The following is a 19,490-nucleotide window of genomic DNA, read 5'->3' on the forward strand; positions in this document are numbered from 1 at the left end:
GTTCTGGCCGGAATCACGGAAGGTCGAGTTCGCCGGGCTCGGCGCGGATGACGATATGTTCGTCGGGCGGTCGGGAATCGAGGTCCATGAATGTGCCATCGGATACGCCGGGTTGCCCGGTCCAGAAGTTTCGTTGCACGGTGAGGGCCTCGTAGAGTGGCGCGGCGTTCGTCAGTTCCCAGGTGGATGCGTCGCCGCCGGTGATGGCGACCTTCGCCGCCGCGGTGAGGGTGTCGAGGCCGGGGAGCGCGATCGCGGGATCGAGTGTGATTCGCGCGGTGGTGCCCGCTTGCCGGGCGATGACGATGGTGCACGTGGTGAAACGCCGTACGCCGGTGACGATCTGCCAGGTGGCGCGCCACGCGTTGGCGGCGGCCAAGTCGAGCAGCGCGGCGCGGATCGGTTCCAGTCGCTCGTAATGCTCGGACACCCCCTGTCTCGCGACGAAGATGAACGATGATTCGGACGCGAAACTCAGCGCCGCGGTGAGCACGGGAACGCCTGTGGCCGCGGCGTAGTCGATGGTGGCGCCGCGCTGCAATGTCACGGCGTCGGGACCGTCGCGTGTGACGGTGGCCGGTGCGGCGCCGTGCAGCAAGTCGGCCAATGTCGTCTCGACGGTGAGGATCCCGGTTCCCGAAGCACGGGCGACGATATCGCCGACACGTAGATCGCGATCGGGCAACCAGGTCGCCAGGACACCCTGATTCGTGAAAAGCGCTCGGCCGTAGGCGGAACCGACTGCGGATCGTGGCATCGCCGCTCCTGGGAATATGGTGGATCTACATTCGACCGCATCAGTGGACACCAGTCGTCGGTTATGGGGCAACCGGTGGTCACACGCGGGGCGCGAGACGTTGTCGTAGTGCGGTCGCGACGGTCGGGGCGAGCGCATCGATCACGTCGTCGGTCGTGCGCTGGTCGAGATGGCGGTATTGCTCGGCCAGCGCGTCGATTCCAGGGAAATCGAAACCGCCCGTGATCCGCCACCATCCGGCCGCGGCCTCGACGAGCACGGTGAAAGCATCACTACGGCGGCCGATCTCGATCAGCAATCGGCCGAGAGCGGTCGCCGCATGGACAGGTCCACGCTCGCCGTCCTCGACAGGGAACGCCTGTAGCGCCCGGCGATAATGATTCTCGGCCTGATCGGGACGCCGCTGCTGCTCGGCCACCATCCCCAGGTGGTAATAAGTGCTCGCGGCGCCGTGTCGATCACCGAATTCCAACTTCAACTCGAGAGCCCGGCGGAAGTAGTCCTCGGCCTGCTCGAATCGCCTCTGGTCCTGGGCCGCAGAGCCCAGCTGATGATAGGTGAGCGCGGCGGCGTGTCGATCACCGAATTCCAGTTTCAATTCGAGGGCCTGGCGGTAGTAGTCCTGGGCCTGCTCGAAATGGCTCCGGTCGTGAGCGATCATGCCGAGTTGGTGGTATGTACTCGCGGCCCCGCGCCGGTCACCGAATTCGAGCTTCAACCCAAGGGATTGCAGGAAATGTTCCTCGGCCTGCTCGAGCCGCCGCTGGTCACGTGCCAGCTTCCCCAATTGGTGGTAGGTAACCGCGGCGCCGGGCCGGTCGCCGAATTCCAATTTCAATTCCAGCGACTGGCGGTAATAATCCTCGGCCTGCTCGAGCCGCTCCCGCGCGTGGGCTGCTACGCCCAATTGGTGATAGGTGCGTGCGGCGGCGTGCCTGCTGCCGAATTCCAGCCACACTTCGACGGCCTGCTTGTAGTGTCTCTCGGCTTCATCGAACCGGCGCAGGTCATGACATACCAGGCCGAGTTGGTGATAGGTGCGCCCGGCGGTGCGTCTGTCACCGAGTTCGAGCAGCAGTTCCAGGGCTCGGCGGTAGTGGCCCTCGGCTTCGTCGAACCGTCGCTGATCGTGGGCCACCCAGCCCAATTGGTGCAGCAGGCGGGCCAGTTCGTTACGGGCGACCGCACCGGTGTGCGAGCTCAGCGCGGTCGCCGCACCGAGCAGTAGGTGTTCGCGGGCTGTGTACTGGCGTGTCTGATCGAGTAGCACCTCGATCGGCCACAGGACCGGAGTGACGGGAAAGCCGTGTTCGAGGGCGGTGTCCATGGCATCGGTGAAGTTGGCGTAGCAGGCTTGGACGGTCGCGTGGCCGCTCGCTCGACTCGCGGGATCGAGGCCGATCATCTGCGAAAGCAGGCGCTCACCCAGCAGGACATGCAGCCGGTAGTGCGCTCGGCGAGCGGCCTGCCACCACCCCGGGTGCGCGCGCACGGTTCGGCGCAGGAAGTACGGCAGCACCGGCACCACTCGTACCCAGCCCGAAAGATTCTCGTGCCGGGCGGCAACACCGATTCGCACCGCCGCTTCCACCCCCGCGACCACATCGAGGGCGCCCCACCGATCGTCGTCCGGCTCGTATTCCTGGAGCAGCCGTTGATATTCGGCGAGCAGGTCCGCGCCGGGGATGACGGCGGTGAACGGCGCCAACAAGGCGAGTGCGCGTTGCACAGCGTGGTCGAGTGCGGCGTAACTGTATTCGATCGCCGCGCGGAGCGACCCCGTCGGATCGGCGCCGGGACCACCGGAGCCGAGTTCTTCCAGGACACGGGCGGGCGTGGTGCTCGACAGTGTCGGCAACACCACTTCCATCGGCAACGGATAGCCGCCGAGCGACTCGAGCAGCGCGGTCAACGCCTCCCGGTGATCCGGGTCGTCGAGGTAGCCGACCGCGTTGTGACGGTTCAGGATACGGTCGGCCAGCACCGACGCGGCCTGCGGGTCCAATCCACCCAATTCGTGCACGCACGCGCCGAAACTCTCCGCCGCGAGCCAGGTTTCCGCTTCACGCGACCCCAATGCCACCAGCGTACGACCGCCGCGCAACCGGGCGAGCAGCTCCCGCAATGCCTCTCGGTCACCCGCCGGAAGGGCGTGCGGGATCGAGGCGGGCGCGCCGGTGACCGATTCCATGTTGTCGATCACCAGCAGATGACGCTGCGCACGCAGCGTGCGCGCGACCAGTTCCCGCTTCGCCTCCTCCGACGACGACTCCCAGGTCGCGTTCGCCGTGCGATCCGGCCACAACCGGGCGGCGATCGCCCGAACGACCTGATCCGCCGTCCATGCTCGATCCTCGTAACTGAAGGTGAACACTTCGTCCACGAGTCCGGTGCGTTGCCACCACCAGCCCAGATGTGCCAGCAGGGTGGACTTTCCCGCTCCCGCCATGCCACGCACCAGAATCTGGTTGCGGTCGGGATCGGTCAGCAGCATCCGCTCGATACCGTGCACATCCAGATCCCGACCGACGAAGCCGTACTCCGGAGTGGGTTCGGCGCCCACCTTCGACGCACGCGCCTCGTAGGAGTCGGCTTCCCCCGGCCGCATCTCCCGCAACCCGAGATCGACCCGGTGTTGCCGGAAGACCACCGGCAGCACCCAATCATGCAGGGGCAGTATCTGATCGAAGAATCCTTGCCGGTCGGGAGACTCGAAAAGCCGCCGCCGCATCTGCCGCAACGCTTCCTCCGGCTCGACACCGCGCACGAGTTGTCCGTACAGCGCGGGCATCGCCAATGCCGCCGCGGCGACCGTCACCGCATACGCCATCCCCACCACCAACGGCACACCCGTCTCCGCCAACCGCTGGGCCAGCGCCGCTTCACTGCCGTCCTGCATCGCCGACTGACACGCGTTCACCACCGCCATCGGCACCCCGTGCGCACCAAGCAACTTCGCCACCTCGTCGGCCGAACGCGGGTCCGATCTACCGGTGACGTCGGTTTCGAAGAACAGGTATCCCTCCTTGCCTCGCGACGTCGTCGGATCACCCGCGGCGGACGGTAGTCCGCCCGCCCGCCCACCGGCCCGCACCGCGGCCGGGTCGGTGAACGCGCCGTGAACGTCGAAATGCACCAGGTGATACCAGCCCGAACCACGCTCCGCACGGACGGCATTCAGATGCCCCCGCAAACCCTCCCAGGTGCCGGGACGCACCATCTCCACCCGAACCGGCAGCGACGCTTCCCGCAACGCGGCCACCAAGGGGCGCGAAATCGTGCGATACCCGACATCCCGCACGCCGTTCGGCCGGGCGATCACCACGAGAATGTTCAAAGTCGGCCACGGCCGCGGCATCCCCGACCGAACGGAATGCTGTGCCACCCGCCGGGTGATCGGAACCCGCACCGCCAACGGCACATCGGACCCCGGATCGAACAACGCCTCCCAGTGCAACCGATGAAATCCCGCACCCCCCACCACCTCGATCCGGCACCCGACGAAATCCCGTTCCCGCACCGCCCGGTACCCGGCGCCCGCCGCACCACCGAAAACCTGCGAGAACAACGTCTGCCCGTATTCACGCAAGGTCCGCACCGCCGCGCGACGCCGATCACCATCCAGGAGCGGCGAGCGCGGATGCCGTTCGAAGTACCACGCCAACAACCGCTCATCGGCCTGCGACGCGGGATCGGTGACCGTCACCGCGCATTCGACGCCGCTGTCGGAGAACACCACGCCGACCTCGAACACCCCGTCCGCGCCGACACCGCGCTCGACCAACTCGATCACCGAATCCGACGTCACCGTCTTTCCCCTCCGTCACAACCGTCCCGCCCGACACCGCTCACACATCCGCACCCTCGATACCCGAGTCGTGTGCGGCGGAGGTCGTTACATGGCCACGGGCCGCGTCACCGAGGACGGTCGTCACGGATGCACGCAGGCACAACCCGGCTCGATCGACGTGTACCGAACGACTACGCCGAGGGGCGCAGGTTCGACAGCACGCGGATGGCGTCGGAGAGGGGGATCATTCGTTCGGGTTGTTCCGCGGCCAAGCCCATTTCGATGTACTGCCGGATCAGCATGGATTGGGTGACGCAGTGGGCCGCGGCGGCTTCCTTGACGCGTCGGTCCATCTCCGGTGACATCTTCAGTGAGCGCACCACCGTCATGGCGTGTTCGATCTCGACGCTCGTCGGCGGCAGCGGAGGGGCCGCCGACGTGTCGTCATAGGTCAGCGAGTCCAGGATCGTGCCCGGGTCCTCGCTCGCACGTGGATCTTTCACCGCCGACCTCCCATTTCTCGTGCTCACGCAATTGGTGTGGTCGCATGGGGGCGGCCATGACGATCTCCAGGGTCTCCTGGCCGGTCCTGCGCAGCAGCACCACCACCGGGCGTCCCTCGTCGGTCCTGCCCCACACCGTGAGGACCGGGAGTCCTTCGGGTGTGCGCGCCGGCCGCGGACGACGCCGCGGCGAGTACAGGACCTCCATGACCTCCCATGCTTCGATACCGGCCCGGTCGAGATGTTCGCCGGCTCCATACCACCACTCGTATTGCATTGTGGGTCGATAATACCAAGGTATTACCCGGCCGGGTCGATTCAGCGGGTGCGACCGGTGAACTCGTCCATCGAGTGGTAGACGCCGACGGCGTCGAGGAATCGGTCGCGTATCGCGATCGGGAGCAGGCCGGACAGCGCCTTGTTCAGCCGGGAGGTCCACGGCAGGACCACGAGCGGGGCGCCCGCCTTCATCTGCTTCCACGCGGTGTCGACCACCGCGTCCCGGCGCAGGATCGGGGTGAACAGAAAACCTTTGGCGCCGTCGAACATGCCGGTATCGATGTAGGTGGGGCAGACAGTGGTCACTTTCACGTGCTCGTGGCCTGCCTGCTCGAGTTCGATGCGCACCGAATCCGACCAGCCGATGGCGGCCCATTTGGAGGCCGCGTAGACGCTCATGCGCGGGTTGGCGACCAAGCCCGCCGACGAGGCGATGGTGAGTACACGCGCCTGGCCGGTTCCGCGCACCATCGCGGGCAGGAACTCCAGCGTGACGTACATGGGCGCGAGGGCGTTGATCGCCATGGTCTTGTCGATGTCGGCGCGGTTCTCGGTTTCCCAGAAGTAGGTGTTGCCGCGCACGATGCCCGCGTTGTTGACCAGGATGTCGATATCGCCGAGCTCGGCGCGCACCGCGGCCGCCGCCTCGGCGACGGCCGCGCGGTCGGACACGTCGACCACCAGCTGGTGCACCCGGTCGCCGAGTTCCGCGGCGGTTTCCCGCAGCGCGGCCGCATCGATATCCCACAGCACCACCGCCGCCGCCCCCTCGCGCACGGCTCGTTCGGCGAACAGTTTGCCCAGTCCCATGGCGGCCCCGGTGACCAGGACCGTCTTACCGGCGACCGTCTCGATCCTCATCGCTGTCCCACTCCTCGGTTCCGGCGCGTCATTTCAGGCGCAGCGTCTTCATCACGGTGAAATAGGCGGTCATCGTCTTGGCCCACAGTTCCTCGGACATGCCGGGCAGCGGCGCGATCGGCAGCACGCGCTGCACGGCGATGGTCTGGGTGTCGGTGTACTTGAGCAGGCCCTCCGGACCGTGCCTGCGTCCGGTGCCGGAGATGCCGAGGCCGCCCGACGGCGCGTCGGCGCTGCCCCACGCGGCGATGAAGCCCTCGTTCACGTTGACCGAACCGGCGTTGATCCGGGCGGCGACCTCGCGGCCGCGGCGCGCGTCCTTGGTCCACACGCTGGCGTTGAGGCCGTAGGCGGTGTCGTTGGCGGCGGCGATGGCCTCCTCGTCGCTACCGACGCGGTAGATCGACACGACCGGGCCGAAGGTCTCCTCGCGGTGGACGGTCATGTCGGGGCGCACGTCGGCGAGCACGGTCGGCTCGTAGAAGTAGGGGCCGAGATCGGGGCGCGCGCGGCCACCGGCCAGCACGGTGGCGCCCTTGGCGACGGCGTCGTCCACGTGCGCGCGCACGGTGTCGAGTTGGCGGGGGAAGGTCAGCGAGCCCATGTCGGCGGAGTAGTCGAGATCCGCGCCGAGCTCGATGGCGCGGACGTGGTCGACGAATTCGGCGACGAAACGGTCGTACACGCTGTCGTGGACGTAGACGCGTTCCATGGATTCGCAGAGTTGGCCCGCGGAGGCGAAACAGGCCCTGATCGCGATGCGCGCGGCCCGCGAGACATCGGCGTCGGCCAGCACGAGCAGCGGATTCTTGCCGCCGAGTTCCAGGGAACAGCCGATCAGCCGTGCGCCCGCCTGTTGCGCGATGGTGCGGCCGGTGGCGCTGGAACCGGTGTAGTCGACATAGTCGGCGCGGCCGATGACCTCGCCGCCGATCACCGAGCCGCGGCCGAGCACGGCTTGCCAGAGTCCGCGCGGCAGGCCGGCGCGGACGGCGGCATCGATCGCCCACAGGGCGGTGAGCGCGGTCTGGTTGTCGGGGCGCGAGATCACCGCGTTGCCCGCCACCAGCGCGGGCAGCGCGTCGGAGACCGCCAGCGCGAGCGGGTAGTTCCACGGGGAGATGACCGCGACCACGCCCTTGGGCCGGTGCCGCACTTCGACTTTGGTGAGCACCGGCAGCACCCCGCGAGCGGCGCGGTCCGCGAGCAACCTGTGCGCGATCGAGGCGTAGTACCTGGCGTTGACCGCGACGTCGCCGACCTCGTCGAAGGCGTGGGCGCGGGATTTGCCGGTCTCGATCTGCACGATGTCGAGGATCGCGCGCTGTTCGGTGAGCACGATGTCGTGCAGGTCGCGCAGTACGGCGGTGCGCTCGCCCACCGATCGCTCGGCCCATTCCCGCTGGGCTTCGCGCGCGGTGGCGAAGGCGCGGTCGATATCGGCGGTCGAGGACTGCGGGAGGTCGGCGATCTTCGCGCCCGTGGCCGGGGCGAAGATCGCCACCGGCGGCGCATCGCCCGCGACGGCATGGTCGAGCAGGCGTTCCACCAGCGCCGATGGCAGCGGTGCGGGTTCGGTGGCCTGTCGGGCGGCGGTCGTCATGGGTCGGCCCTCTCCTCGGATTCGGATGCGGCGGAATGCGTCGGCTATTAATTGAACATTAGTGTTAGATTAATACCGCCGCCGGGAACCGTGTCAAGCTCACCGGTGTGCCCCACGAAATCGCGACGCACGCCGATGTGAGGAATCACCATGTCGTCCACTGACACGGGTGCGCGGCGCGGCAGGCCGCCGCAGACACCCGAACAGGCCGAAGAGGTCAGGGCCAGGATCGTCGGCGCCACCGCGAGGGTCTTCACCCGCGTGGGCTCGCGCGGACTCAGCGTCGCGCAGATCATCGAAGAAGCCGGACTCGCGCGGCCCACCTTCTACCGGTATTTCGCGAACGCGGTCGAACCGCTGCACGCGGTACTCACCGCGTCCAACGCCGGACTGGTCGGCGGCATCACCTCGGCGTTGACCGGCACCGACGAACCGGTAGAACTCGGCATCGCGCTCATCGACGCCTACCTGGACTGGGCGCGCGGCCACGGGCCGATGCTGCGTCCCCTCTTCGCCGAACTGCACGACCCGGCCTCGCCGGTCTCGGCCTACCGCGAAGCCGCCTTCGACGACATCCGCGCCGCCGTGCGCGGCACGTTCACCGAACTGGGCCGCCCCGTCCCGAGCCCACTCGACCTCGACGCCGCGCTGCACGTCTGCGAATACGTGGTCTATCGCATCTCCGCCGAGGCAGGCCCCGGCGCCCAACCCGATCCCGAGACGGTGGCCGCGGCCCGACTCACCATGATCCGGGTACTGCTCACCACCCTCGGCACCCGCGCCGACGTCGAATACGCGCTCGAGGTGCCCGGTCTGTTCCCGCCACCGGGCGACGACTAGCCGAGGCGGCGCGCGCCGACATCGGGTCCATCAGCCCCGCGCTGTTCGACTCGCCGCCGAGATCCACGGGCGGACAGTCGATATCGGCGTCGACTCCGCCGTCCGCCCGGAAGGCCGGTATCCGGATTCAGGTTTCGGAGTCGTCGGCGAGCATGTGCGCGATCATCAGGTCGATCTGCGCGGACAGCATCATCGTTCCGTCGACGCGGCGGAAGCCGAGGGCGCCCGCGGTCGTGAGCAGCGTGGTGTCCGGCTTGTTGACGACGTCGGCGATCACCGTCGTGCGGTCGAAGGATGCCAGGTCGAAAGGCATCCGATCGTCTCTGTTCATCCCCATCGAGGTGGCGTTGATCGCGATGTCGACAGGGCCGTGGTCGAGTCGCTCGGACTCGGCGACCGAGATCTCGGCGGCAGGAAAGCTCGACATCAGCAGTTCACGCAATCGACTCGCGTTCTCGCGAGTGCGGTTGCGCAGAATCAGGTTCCGCGCGCCGTGGTCGAGGACAGCCGACGCGATCCCGGCGGCCGCCCCTCCCGCACCGAACACCACGACCGAGCTGCCCTCGACTCGATGCCCCGCTCCGAGCAACGCCGCGACCATCGCCTCACCATCGAGCATGTCACCGACCAGACCGCCGTCCTGGCGGCAACGCACGACATTGCACGCGCCTGTTCGCGCCGCGGCCGGTTCCGCGCCGTCCAGCAACGACATCACCGCACGCTTGTGCGGCATGGTGATCACCGCGCCACGAAAGTTCCCGACCTTCCGCAAACCATCCAGCACCGGAGCCAGCTCACCCGCTGGGACACGCATCGGCACCAGCGTCGCATCGATGCCCGCACGCGCCAACGCCGCGTTGATCAACGCGGGAGTCGTAGCTTGCGCGATCGGGTCACCCAGAATCGCCAACAACCGTGTCCGTCCACTGATCACAGCTGATCTCACCACATTCGCCAACGACAGTCGGACCCCGCTGCGCAACCGGCCCCGTTCACCACTCGACCCGTTGGGTCACGGACTCAGGCGCGTCGCGATTCTGTCTAGGGTGACGCGCATGCCCTCTTCGGTTTGCCGGGGCAGTGACTTGCCGATGACGACAGACCGGAACTTCTCCTGGGCGATATCCCACGTTTCGCGCACCAGGGTTCCGTTCTCGTTCGGCATCAGCTCGTACCTCCAGATCCGACCACCGATCAACCTGGCCGGACCGTAGGTCTGCCACGCGATGAGCCGGTCCTGCACGAACTCGATGACGGTGCTCGTGGTGCGGTAGGGAACGAACAGCGTTTCCCTGCGACCGCGCATCGCCATCGTGAACGACGAGCCCAGTGTCAGAAGCCGCGACCTCGATCGCTCGCCTCCCACGGTTCCCGAGCCGTCGAATTCGGCGTGCCTGCCGGTATCGGCGAGCAGCGCGAAGATCTCGGGGGCAGCAGCCTCGATGACTCGCTCCACGCTGACCGAGTTCCCATCCATACCGCCGACAGTAACTCTCCCTTCGCCGCACCGACAGCGTGTCGAAGCGCACACCAACGACCGAACGTGATGCGGCAACTATAGTTTGATCGCACTAGTTCTACCCATTACACCTGTTCTATTCATGCAGCTAGTTATAGTATTTCATACTCAGAAATGAAGTTGCGTTAACTAGATTGTTCGTACATCATCGGCGGATGCAGATGAGTCGGTTCGTCTTTCCTCGCGGCACACTCGACGAGTTCGTCCGCGATATCGCCGGGTGCGAGGACGCGGGTTTCGATGGTGTGTGGGCGCCGCAGATCTTCGGGTGGGATGCGTTGCTCGCCTTGACCCTCGCGGGCACGCGGACCTCGCGGATCCGACTCGGCACCGCGGTGTTGCCGACCCATCCGGTTCATCCGCTCTCGATGGCGATCTCGGCGATGACCGCCGCGGCGGCGGTCGACGGCCGTCTCACCCTCGGCGTCGGGGCCTCGCATCGCTTCATCGTCGAAGGCGTGTGGGGGCTGGACTACCGGCGCTCGGTCACGCGCATGCGCGCGTATCTGACGGCGCTGCGGGCCGCGACCAGCGGGGAGGTCGTCGATGTCGACACCGACATGCTCACCGCCAGGACCGCGAAACCTCTCGAACTGCCCGATGTCGCGCCGCCGCGGATCGTGCTGGCCGGACTGGGACCGCGCATGGTGGCGACCGCGGGCGAGCTCGCCGACGGCACGATCACCTGGCTGGCGGGTGCGCGCACACTGGGTCGGCGGATAGTTCCGGCCGTCAGCGCCGCCGCCGACACCGCCCGGCGACCGGCCCCCCGGGTCATCGCCTGCCTGCCGATCTGCGTCACCGACGACGAACGGGCGGGGCGTGCTTCGGCGCGCGAGTTCCTCTCCGCTTATGCGGATGTCCCGTCCTACCGGGCGTTACTGGACGAGGAAGGCGTCGACGAACCCGCGGACATCGCACTCGTCGGCACCGAGGACCGCCTGCGGGAAGCAATGGCCGACCTGGCGGCGGCCGGTGTCACCGAATTCTGTGCGCGCATCCTCGGCGGAGCCGAGTCCATCGACCGCACCACAGCTTTCCTCACCTCCGCGGCGGCCGACCTCCGAGACCGGAAATGACCGGAAATGCCTCTGTCCCAGGGTTTCGGGCTGACAGGTCGCGAGTCCGAAGCCGAGACCGCGCCCCGACATAGGATCGGGCGATGCCACCGAGCCCGCCCACGATCGCCTCGGCGAAAGGACGCGCCCGCCACGACACCGTCCTCGACACCGCCGCGGTGATGTTCGCGCAGGCGGGCGCCGCACACGTGACCCTGGCCGAAGTCGCCAAGGGTGCGGGACTGACGCCGTCGGGGATCTACCGGTACTTCGGCGACAAACACGACCTGTTCGTCGCGGTGATCGACCGATGCGCCCACGTCTATCTGCGGGCCGTGACCGATCTCGGGCCGGACGCCGATCCGGACTCGATAGCCCGCGCGGTGGTGAGCCGCACCGCGCGTGACCCGATCGCGGCGGCCAATACCCTGCGCGAAGCGCGCTACCTGCCCGACGACGCGACCTCGCCGCAGTTCGACCGATTCCGGCGAATATGGGCGAACGCGCTGCGTCACGAGCGCGGCGAAATCGCCGACGACGCGGCGCGATACCTGGTGACGGCGGCGCTGGGCGTGCTCGCGGGCACCCTCGGCCGGAAGCCGCCCGCACGGGTGAAACACCTTGCGCTGGAACTCATCAGGGCGATCACCGCAGTCGAACTCGCGGACGTCGGAACTCGCGCGGACGATTCCGCGGCGTCGCCGTCCTCCGACCTCGACGCCCGACGCGAAGCGACGCTGCGCGCGGCGGCGCGGCTGTTCCGCCGCCACGGCTTCCCCAACGTCGGGATCGATGACATCGGCGCCGAGGTCGGCATGAGCGGAGCCGCGATCTACCGTCACTTCCGCGGCAAGGACGACCTGCTCGTCACCGCGTTCCGCCGCACCGGCGACCGCTTCATCGCCTCGGCGTCCGCCGCGCTGACCGAACCCGCCCGCACCCCCGCCGACACTCTGGCGCACCTCATCCGCGCCTACACCGCCGTCGCCTGCGACAACCGCGACCTCGTGCACGTCTACATCCACGAAGCCCGTTCGCTGCCACCCCGCGAACGCCGCGACATGGCGGCCATCCAAGATGCCCTCGTCAAGATCTGGATCGACACCGCGCGGCTGATCGACCCGGCGCGGGCACGCCCCGACCTCCGCACGACCTGCCTCGGGATCATCGGAGCGCTCAACGCCTGCGCTGTCGGCGACACCGGCACGACCGAACACGCCGTCACGATCGGCCTCGCCGCGGCGCACACTCTCACCCCCACCGATAGCACGCCCTGACCGCGTCCGGACCGTCCGCGCGCGTGAAGAGACCTCCCATTCGGCGCGGCGGGCGTCATCGCCCGCGACGGACCGTCCGCGCGCGTGAAGAGACCTCGCCGGAACCACCGCCGGTGTTCGCGCCGGAACCGGACCGTCCGCGCGTGAAGAGACCTCGGACCGACCGCGCCCATGAAGCGGCCTCCGGACCGTCCGCTGTGCGGTGCGAGACCACCGCACGGTCGTTCGCAGCGCCCTCGGGCGATACCGCACAGCTCAGCCACGCCTTCGAGGGGCTACCCTCTGGCGCGTTGGCTGCCGTGCTCGCGGGGCTGATCCGCCGCTCGCGCGGCGCGGACGCGGGCTTCGACGCGGTGGATCACCTCGCGGACGGCGGGGTCGCGGGTGAGGCGGTCGTCGAGGACGACGTTGATGGCGCCGCGGAGCAGGGCGTAGGGCTCCCACTGGGCGGGGGCGATGGTGCGCGGGGCGCGCCGCACGATGCCTTCGGCCACCGATGCGGCGGCTTCGCGCGCGGTGATGCGGCGGTTCAGGGGCCATGGGAGCAATCGGCCTACCGCACGGCCCAGTTCGTCGTCGTCGAGGGTGCCGTGGGTCATGGCGGTGTCGACGATGCCGAAGTAGGCGACGCCCGCGGTCGCGCCCACCGCGGCCAGTTCCACGCGCAGTGCGCGGCCGAACTGTTCGACGGCGGCCTTGGTGGTCATGTAGGGCGAGCCTGCCATGCCGGGGGCGAAGGCGGCGGCCGAGGAGACCACGACCACGTGGCCGCCCGCGTCGATGACGTGGGGTAGGGCCGGGTGGACGGTGTTGAAGACGCCGACGAGGTTGACGGCGACGACGCGATCGAATTCGGCGGGGTCCATGGTGGCGATGGTGGCGGGTTCGGGGACAACGCCCGCGTTGGCGACGACGACGTCGATTCGGCCGAATCGGGCATGCACGCGTGCGACGGCTTCGCGCATGGCGGCGCGGTCGGCGACGTCGGCGGGTATCGCGAAGGCGTTCTCGCCCAAGGTGTTCGCGGTCGCCGTGGCTGCGGACCCGTCGATGTCGAGGACGGCCACCGATGCGCCGCGCGCCGACATGTCCTCGGCGAGCGCGCGTCCGATGCCCGCCCCCGCGCCGGTGATCAGCACGACCTTGCCGCGCGGGTCGAGGGTGTCCGCCCCGCGAAACGCAGCGGGTAGCGCGGGGAGCAGTTCGCGCAGTGAAGGCAGATCGGCGAGGTTCATCGCGCACTCGTTTCACGGGTGTCGAGTTCGTAGGATTCGGCGTCGAAACGCCGGGTGCGACGCCGGTATTCGAAACTCCAGTTCGGATACAGGCCCGCGTTGTGGCCGTCGGGGGTCTGGTAGTAGCTGCGGCAGCCGCCGGTGAGCCACGCGGTGTCGCGGCTGCGTTCGGCGACCTCGTCGAGGAAAGCTCGCTGCACCTCGACCTTGACCTCGACGCGGCCGAACTCTTTGTCGCGCATGGTCTTCAAGGCGTCGACGATGTATTGCAGCTGCGCTTCGATCATGTAGATCGCGGACTGGTTTCCGGCCGCGCCGAAGGGGCCGAGGGTGCAGAAGAAGTTGGGGAAACCGGCGACGGCGGCGCCCAGGTAGCTGCTGGGTCGGCTTCGGTAGTGCTCGGCGACGGACCGGCCGTCCGTCCCGTACACGCGATCGAAAACCCCTGCGGGCACGCCGAATCCGGTGCCCCAGATAATGGTGTCGACCGGGTGTTCCACGCCGTCGTCGGTCACGATCGAGCGCGGGCGGATCTCGGCGATGCCGGAGGTCACCACCTCGACATTGCGTTGGGTGAGCGCCGGGAAGTAGGCGTCGGAGAAGATCGCGCGCTTACACCCGATCACGTAGTCGGGGGTCAGTTTGCGCCGGAGCTCCGGATCGCGGACCTGGCGCCGCAGTTGCAGTTTCGACAGCGCCTCGTAGGGGTGCCGGAAGCGCTTGTCCACGAATCCGACCAGCCCGAAGCCTTCGATGCCCGCATAGAACGCGCCGCGAATCGCTTTGCCGAGCACCGGTACACGGCGCAGGAGGGCGCGCTCGGCGCCGGAGGTGGTGCGATCCAGTCGCGAGACGATCCACGGCGCGGAACGCTGGAACACCGTCAACGCGCGGACCCGCGGCTGGATCTCGGGAATGAACTGGACGGCCGAGGCGCCGGTGCCGATCACCGCGACCCGTTCGCCGGTCAGGTCGTGGTCGTGATCCCAGTGCAGCGAATGGAATTGGGCGCCCGCGAAGTTCTCGCGCCCCTTCAGCGCCGGGATCTGGGCCTCGCTGAACGGGCCGACCGCGGAGATCAGCACGTCCGCGGTGAGTTCACCGCGACTTGTGCGCAGTCGCCAGTGACGCTCCGACTCCACCCAGCGCGCGGCTTCCAGGTCGGCGCCGAAACGCATGTGCGCGCGCACTCCGTGCTTTTCGGCCACCGCGCGCAGATAGGCGAGGATCTCCGGCTGCGTGCCATAGGTGCGCGACCAGTCCGGATTCGGGGCGAAGGAGTAGGAGTACAGGTGCGACGGCACGTCGCAGGCCGCGCCGGGATAGGTGTTCACCAGCCAGGTGCCGCCGAGATCCTCGGCGCGTTCCAGGATCACGAAATCCTCGAATCCGGCCTCGCGGAGTTTCACGGCGAGCCCGATGCCCGCGATTCCGGCGCCGATCACGGCAACGGCGGTGTGGGTGGGAATGTCAACGGCCATGTCGGCCAGTCCTTTCCGGCGCGGACGGCACCGACTACAGGTCGAGGGTGAGGTCGCCGCGCGCACGCGAGACGCAGGTCAGCATCGAATCGGCCCGTTCGTCCTCGCTCAGCGACCGGTCGCGGTGCTCGACCGCGCCGTCGACGACCCGGGTCCTGCAGGTTCCGCAGAATCCCTGCTGACACGAGTAGGCGACGCCGGGCAGTTCCCGGCGGATGGCGGCCAGCGCCGATTCGCGGGCGCCGACGCGGACGGTGCGTCCGGTGCGGTGCAGGCGGATGTCGAATTCCGTGCCGTCGCGCACCGGCGGCGGGGAGAAGCGTTCGGTGTAGAGCGCGGCGGACGGGTCGATGGCGCGCAGGCGGCGGGCGGCCGCGTCCATGAGATCCGGTGGGCCGCAGACATAGACCGCGGTGTTCGCGGGCGCCCGCTGCAGCAGATCGGCGGGCTCGGCCGGGCCGTGTTCGTCGTCGGGGCGGATCACGAGTTCACCGCCGCGCAGGCCGTCGAGGGTGGTCAGGAACGGCATGCTCGCCCGGGAGCGTCCGACATACACCAGCCGCCAGGGAACTCCGGAGCGCGCGGCTTCGACCACCATCGGCAGGATCGGTGTGATGCCGATGCCGCCCGCGACGAATACGTAGGACTCGGCGCGGATGAACGGGAAGGCGTTGCGCGGTCCGCGAATACGGAGCCGGTCCCCCACGCGCAGCGCGTCGTGCACTTCGCGGGATCCGCCGCCGCCGTTGTCGATGCGCCGCACCGAGATCCGGTAGCGGGCGCGATCGGCGGGATCGCCGTCGAGCGAGTACTGACGCTGCCGCCCCGAGGGCAGGAAGAGATCGAGGTGCGCACCGGGCCGCCAGCTCGGCAGCGGAGCCCAGGCCGGATCACGCAGGGTGAGGCTGACGACGCCCTCGGCTTCCGGCTCGATCCGGTCGATCACCACCGTGCGTTCGTAGCCCGCGCGGCGCACCGGTCGCGGGCGCGAGAGCACCCGCGCGGCGGCGGTCTCGACGAAGACCAGTTTGTAGGCGTCGACGGCGGAGGCGAGCAGGCGGATTCCGGCGCCGGGGCGGTAGTCCGCGCTCACGCCTGCTCCCCTCGCGCGGCGGGCGACTTGGCCAGATAGCGCAGCGCGTTGTCCATCGGTCCCAGCTGGGATGGGTGGAATCCGGGGCGCAGGTAGCGCGGGATCTCGGTGAAGAAGGTCGTGAAACTGGGGACCACGCCGCGCACCGACGCGCCGGCCAGTTGCAGCGGCCACCACCGGCCCTTGTCGGGTTCGGGGTCGCGGTGGAACAGGTAGCCGCCGGAGGCGACGAACAGCGCGAGCAGCCCGACGCTCGCGATCAGCGCCTGCCTGGCCTTGCGGGCGTAGCTGCCGTCGACGTACATGTAGGCGTCGTAGACCACGCTGCGGTGTTCCACCTCTTCGGCGCCGTGCCAGCGGATCAGGTCCAGCATCGCCGGGTGCATGCCCGCGGCCTCGAGCTTGTCGTTGGTGAGCAGCCACTCGCCGATCACCGCCGTGTAGTGCTCCATGCCCGCGAACAGGGCGAGCCGCTCGCAGAGCCAGGCGTGTCGGGCGCGGCCGGTGAGCCCGTGGTCGCCGAGCAGCCGGTCGGTGAGCCAGCTCATGGCTTCGACCATGGGACCGACGTCGAGCCCGATCCGCTCGAGTTGCCTGCGCGCCAGTTCGTGGGAGTTCGCGTGCATGGACTCCTGCCCGATGAAGCCGCGGACCTCTTCGGCGAGGCGTTCGTCGGCGATCAGCGGCAATGCCTCGGCCAATGCCCGCGCCATCGCGCGCTCGCCCTCGGGCAGGACCAGGTGCATCACGTTGATGATGTGGGTGGCCATGACCTCGCCCGGTATGTAGTGCATGGGCACCGAGTCGAAGTCGAAGTCGACATCACGGGCGTGGATGGCGTGCGCCTGATCGGCATACGGTGCGGAAACCATCGCGTGGTCCTCACGTCTCGTCGCTGAAACCGGATACCGCGAATCTAAAGATGAAATCAAGTGATGTCAACATCAGCTGATGTCAACTTCTCGATATGAGAGGATCGGGGCATGGTCGCCGATTCGGACGCAACCCCGCCGGGCATGCGTCGCTGGCGCGGGCTCGCCCCCGCGCAGCGCATCACCGCCCGCCGCGAACAGCTGATCGGCGCGGGCGTCGAACTCATGGGCACCGTCGGCGCGGCCGAGATCTCCATGCGCGGCATCTGCCGCCAGGCCGGGCTCACCGAGCGCTATTTCTACGAGAGCTTCCCCAACCTCGACGCGCTACTGGCCACCGTCCTCGAAACGGTGGTACTCGCGGCCCGCGACCGACTGCTCGACGCGCTGACCACCGCACCCGTCGACCGCGACGCCATGTTCCGGCACTGCGTCGCCGCCTTCACCGACTACCTGATCGAGGACCGCCGCCGCGGCCGGATCATGTTCGTGGAATCCCAGGCCACTCCGGCGCTCACCGCCCGCGCCGACGAACTCATCGAATTGTTCACCGCCCCCATCGCTCTGACGATCGGCGCGGGCGACTACCGGCAGCCGACGCCGGATCACCTCGACAGCGTGCTCAACGCCAACGCCATCTTCGGTTCACTGGCCTACCTGTACCGGCCGTGGCTCGACGGCTCGATTCCGGTGCCGCGCGAGCGATTCGACGAGCACGCCGCTCGGCTGCTGATCGGCATCGCGCTGGTCCGCTCGACACCCGGCGACACCGAATCCTGAACGATCTGGCGGTTTTCGGATCGCGAGCCGCGGTGCGAGGCATTCGATACGACGAATTCTACTCGCGCCCTTGATCCTTGACAGTGGCCGTTTCGCCCGAATCACGGCTTCCACGATCACCGCGCATCCAGTGAACTGACTCACAAGCAGCACCGCCACGGTCTCACCGTTTACCCAGGGCGTCATGTGAGCAGATGGTTCGCTATCTATTAGCTACACCCCCGAAGTGACGCCGGAGAATGCCCGCGCGCGACCCGAAACGCCATGGCCACACCCGAGCGTCGGCCATGCTCGACAGCTATTGCCTAGCGTGAACTAATTAGTGATACTTCACGAAACATACATCTTCCCAGAGCGGCTTCGCGCGCCCCGGAACAGCGAATAGCACTTGCACATTCATAGTTACTCTCGGGTAATGTCCCGTTCCACCGACGATCAGCGGCGATCCGGAACCAAATCCGAGAGCGAATCCAGGAGCTGACGTGTCGCATTCACGTTTCGAATCCATCGGTGCCTATCTCCCCTCGACCGTGGTCACAACCAAGGAGTTGCTGTCGCGCCTCGCGCAGGCTCCGTCCTTCGATCTGGAGAAGATCACCGGCGTCGTGGAACGCCGCGTCCACGACACGAGGCCGGACAGCTACGAGGATTCCTTCGTCCTCGCGGTGAACGCCGCGCGGGACTGTCTGTCCAGGTCACGCTATGACGCAGGCGACCTCGACGTGATCATCTCGGCCTCCATCACGCGCAGCAAGCACGGCACGCGCATGTACATGGAGCCGTCCTTCGCCTCCGGCATCGCCCGCGAACTCGGCGCGGGCAAGGCCATCACCTTCGACGTCTCCAACGCGTGCGCCGGAATGCTCACCGGCACATATCTTCTCGACCGCATGATCCGCTCCGGCGCGGTCCGCAACGGACTCGTGGTCAGCGGTGAGGCCATCACCCCGATCTCCGACACCGCGGTGTCGGAGATCTCCGAGAAGTACGACCTGCAATTCGCGTCGCTGTCGGTGGGCGACTCGGCGGCCGCGGTCGTCCTCGACGAATCCGAGGACGAGGGCGATCGCATCCACTACATCGAAATGCTCACCGCCGCCGAGTATTCGAACCTGTGCCTCGGCATGCCGAGCGGCAGGTCCAACGGCATCGCGCTCTACACCGACAACCGGCGCATGCACAACGAGGACCGCTTCCTGCTCGGCACCAACGCGCAGCGTTCCTACCTCGCCGCGCGCGGCCGCAGCTTCTCCGACGAGAACTTCGACTACGTCATCCACCACCAGTTCGGCGCGGCGGCGATCCCGTGGATGAACGCCATCTGCGAACGCGAATTCCAGGCGCCGATGCCGCCGGACCTTCGGGTCATCGAGAAGTACGGGAACACCTCGACCACGTCGCATTTCATCGTCCTGCACGACCAGCTCGAACAGCAGAAGCTGCCGTCGGGTTCGAAACTGCTGATGATTCCCGCCGCGTCGGGCATCGTCACCGGCTTCGTCTCGACCACCATCTCCACGCTGAAGGTTTAGGGGTTTCCGC

Annotated in this window: 16 protein-coding genes; 5 read left to right on the top strand and 11 right to left on the bottom strand. The window is 67.9% G+C overall.

Annotated elements, in window-relative coordinates:
- Positions 1 to 13 precede the first annotated feature (13 nt).
- From IT779_RS00525 to IT779_RS00545, 5 genes are all read right to left on the bottom strand, one after another.
- A complete protein-coding gene (locus IT779_RS00525) occupies positions 14 to 757 on the bottom strand; it encodes a hypothetical protein (protein WP_196147136.1) in 744 nt (247 codons plus the stop codon).
- Positions 758 to 836: 79 nt separating this feature from the next.
- Positions 837 to 4,565: a tetratricopeptide repeat protein gene (locus tag IT779_RS00530; protein ID WP_198428023.1), complete on the bottom strand. Its 3,729-nt coding sequence runs from the start codon at positions 4,563 to 4,565 to the stop codon at positions 837 to 839.
- A gap of 173 nt (positions 4,566 to 4,738) precedes the next feature.
- Positions 4,739 to 5,050 carry a hypothetical protein gene (locus IT779_RS00535; RefSeq protein WP_196147137.1) on the bottom strand — a complete coding sequence of 104 codons (312 nt, stop codon included), beginning with the start codon at positions 5,048 to 5,050 and terminating at the stop codon, positions 4,739 to 4,741.
- 318 nt (positions 5,051 to 5,368) lie between these two features.
- Complete coding sequence (locus IT779_RS00540) at positions 5,369 to 6,190, bottom strand: SDR family NAD(P)-dependent oxidoreductase (RefSeq protein WP_196147138.1); 822 nt, start codon at positions 6,188 to 6,190, stop codon at positions 5,369 to 5,371.
- Between the two features lie 28 nt (positions 6,191 to 6,218).
- Entirely contained in the window at positions 6,219 to 7,793 is a 1,575-nt protein-coding gene (locus IT779_RS00545) for a succinic semialdehyde dehydrogenase (protein ID WP_196147139.1), read from the bottom strand.
- Positions 7,794 to 7,943: 150 nt separating this feature from the next.
- Between IT779_RS00545 and IT779_RS00550 the strand changes: the two genes are divergently transcribed.
- Positions 7,944 to 8,633 carry a TetR/AcrR family transcriptional regulator gene (locus IT779_RS00550; protein WP_196147140.1) on the top strand — a complete coding sequence of 230 codons (690 nt, stop codon included), beginning with the start codon at positions 7,944 to 7,946 and terminating at the stop codon, positions 8,631 to 8,633.
- 127 nt (positions 8,634 to 8,760) lie between these two features.
- Here IT779_RS00550 and IT779_RS00555 read toward each other — a convergent pair whose 3' ends face one another.
- Positions 8,761 to 9,543 (bottom strand): shikimate dehydrogenase family protein, encoded by a 783-nt coding sequence (locus IT779_RS00555; protein ID WP_196147141.1) that lies wholly within the window; start codon positions 9,541 to 9,543, stop codon positions 8,761 to 8,763.
- A 102-nt stretch (positions 9,544 to 9,645) separates the two neighbouring features.
- Positions 9,646 to 10,110 (bottom strand): SRPBCC family protein, encoded by a 465-nt coding sequence (locus tag IT779_RS00560; RefSeq protein WP_196147142.1) that lies wholly within the window; start codon positions 10,108 to 10,110, stop codon positions 9,646 to 9,648.
- A 197-nt stretch (positions 10,111 to 10,307) separates the two neighbouring features.
- Here IT779_RS00560 and IT779_RS00565 point away from each other — a divergent pair, with 197 nt between their 5' ends.
- Positions 10,308 to 11,231, top strand: a complete 924-nt coding sequence (locus IT779_RS00565) for a TIGR03564 family F420-dependent LLM class oxidoreductase (protein WP_196147143.1) — start codon at positions 10,308 to 10,310, stop codon at positions 11,229 to 11,231.
- An 83-nt stretch (positions 11,232 to 11,314) separates the two neighbouring features.
- Positions 11,315 to 12,487 (top strand): TetR/AcrR family transcriptional regulator, encoded by a 1,173-nt coding sequence (locus IT779_RS00570; protein WP_196147144.1) that lies wholly within the window; start codon positions 11,315 to 11,317, stop codon positions 12,485 to 12,487.
- Between the two features lie 275 nt (positions 12,488 to 12,762).
- Here the strand turns inward: IT779_RS00570 and IT779_RS00575 are convergent, their stop codons facing one another.
- The 4 genes from IT779_RS00575 to IT779_RS00590 are packed head-to-tail and all read right to left on the bottom strand — an operon-like array spanning position 12,763 to position 17,168.
- Positions 12,763 to 13,722, bottom strand: a complete 960-nt coding sequence (locus tag IT779_RS00575; RefSeq protein ID WP_196147145.1) for a short-chain dehydrogenase/reductase — start codon at positions 13,720 to 13,722, stop codon at positions 12,763 to 12,765.
- Positions 13,719 to 15,203, bottom strand: a complete 1,485-nt coding sequence (locus IT779_RS00580; protein WP_196147146.1) for a flavin-containing monooxygenase — start codon at positions 15,201 to 15,203, stop codon at positions 13,719 to 13,721. The genes IT779_RS00575 and IT779_RS00580 overlap by 4 nt, the downstream gene beginning before the upstream one ends.
- A gap of 34 nt (positions 15,204 to 15,237) precedes the next feature.
- Complete coding sequence (locus IT779_RS00585; protein WP_196147147.1) at positions 15,238 to 16,296, bottom strand: PDR/VanB family oxidoreductase; 1,059 nt, start codon at positions 16,294 to 16,296, stop codon at positions 15,238 to 15,240.
- Entirely contained in the window at positions 16,293 to 17,168 is an 876-nt protein-coding gene (locus IT779_RS00590; protein WP_196147148.1) for a metal-dependent hydrolase, read from the bottom strand. The genes IT779_RS00585 and IT779_RS00590 overlap by 4 nt, the downstream gene beginning before the upstream one ends.
- Positions 17,169 to 17,279: 111 nt before the next feature.
- Here IT779_RS00590 and IT779_RS00595 point away from each other — a divergent pair, with 111 nt between their 5' ends.
- Complete coding sequence (locus IT779_RS00595; protein WP_196147149.1) at positions 17,280 to 17,948, top strand: TetR/AcrR family transcriptional regulator; 669 nt, start codon at positions 17,280 to 17,282, stop codon at positions 17,946 to 17,948.
- A 482-nt stretch (positions 17,949 to 18,430) separates the two neighbouring features.
- A complete protein-coding gene (locus tag IT779_RS00600; protein WP_196147150.1) occupies positions 18,431 to 19,480 on the top strand; it encodes a 3-oxoacyl-ACP synthase III family protein in 1,050 nt (349 codons plus the stop codon).
- Positions 19,481 to 19,490: the final 10 nt, after the last annotated feature.

Source organism: Nocardia bovistercoris, from assembly GCF_015674855.1.
Taxonomy (GTDB): Bacteria; Actinomycetota; Actinomycetes; order Mycobacteriales; family Mycobacteriaceae; genus Nocardia; species Nocardia bovistercoris.

Coding starts and splice junctions, on each gene's coding strand:
- IT779_RS00525 (WP_196147136.1), bottom strand. CDS start 757: ATGCCACGATCCGCAGTCGGTTCCGCCTACGGCCGAGCGCTTTTCACG.
- IT779_RS00540 (WP_196147138.1), bottom strand. CDS start 6,190: ATGAGGATCGAGACGGTCGCCGGTAAGACGGTCCTGGTCACCGGGGCC.
- IT779_RS00545 (WP_196147139.1), bottom strand. CDS start 7,793: ATGACGACCGCCGCCCGACAGGCCACCGAACCCGCACCGCTGCCATCG.
- IT779_RS00550 (WP_196147140.1), top strand. CDS start 7,944: ATGTCGTCCACTGACACGGGTGCGCGGCGCGGCAGGCCGCCGCAGACA.
- IT779_RS00560 (WP_196147142.1), bottom strand. CDS start 10,110: ATGGATGGGAACTCGGTCAGCGTGGAGCGAGTCATCGAGGCTGCTGCC.
- IT779_RS00565 (WP_196147143.1), top strand. CDS start 10,308: ATGCAGATGAGTCGGTTCGTCTTTCCTCGCGGCACACTCGACGAGTTC.
- IT779_RS00570 (WP_196147144.1), top strand. CDS start 11,315: ATGCCACCGAGCCCGCCCACGATCGCCTCGGCGAAAGGACGCGCCCGC.
- IT779_RS00575 (WP_196147145.1), bottom strand. CDS start 13,722: ATGAACCTCGCCGATCTGCCTTCACTGCGCGAACTGCTCCCCGCGCTA.
- IT779_RS00580 (WP_196147146.1), bottom strand. CDS start 15,203: ATGGCCGTTGACATTCCCACCCACACCGCCGTTGCCGTGATCGGCGCC.
- IT779_RS00590 (WP_196147148.1), bottom strand. CDS start 17,168: ATGGTTTCCGCACCGTATGCCGATCAGGCGCACGCCATCCACGCCCGT.
- IT779_RS00595 (WP_196147149.1), top strand. CDS start 17,280: ATGGTCGCCGATTCGGACGCAACCCCGCCGGGCATGCGTCGCTGGCGC.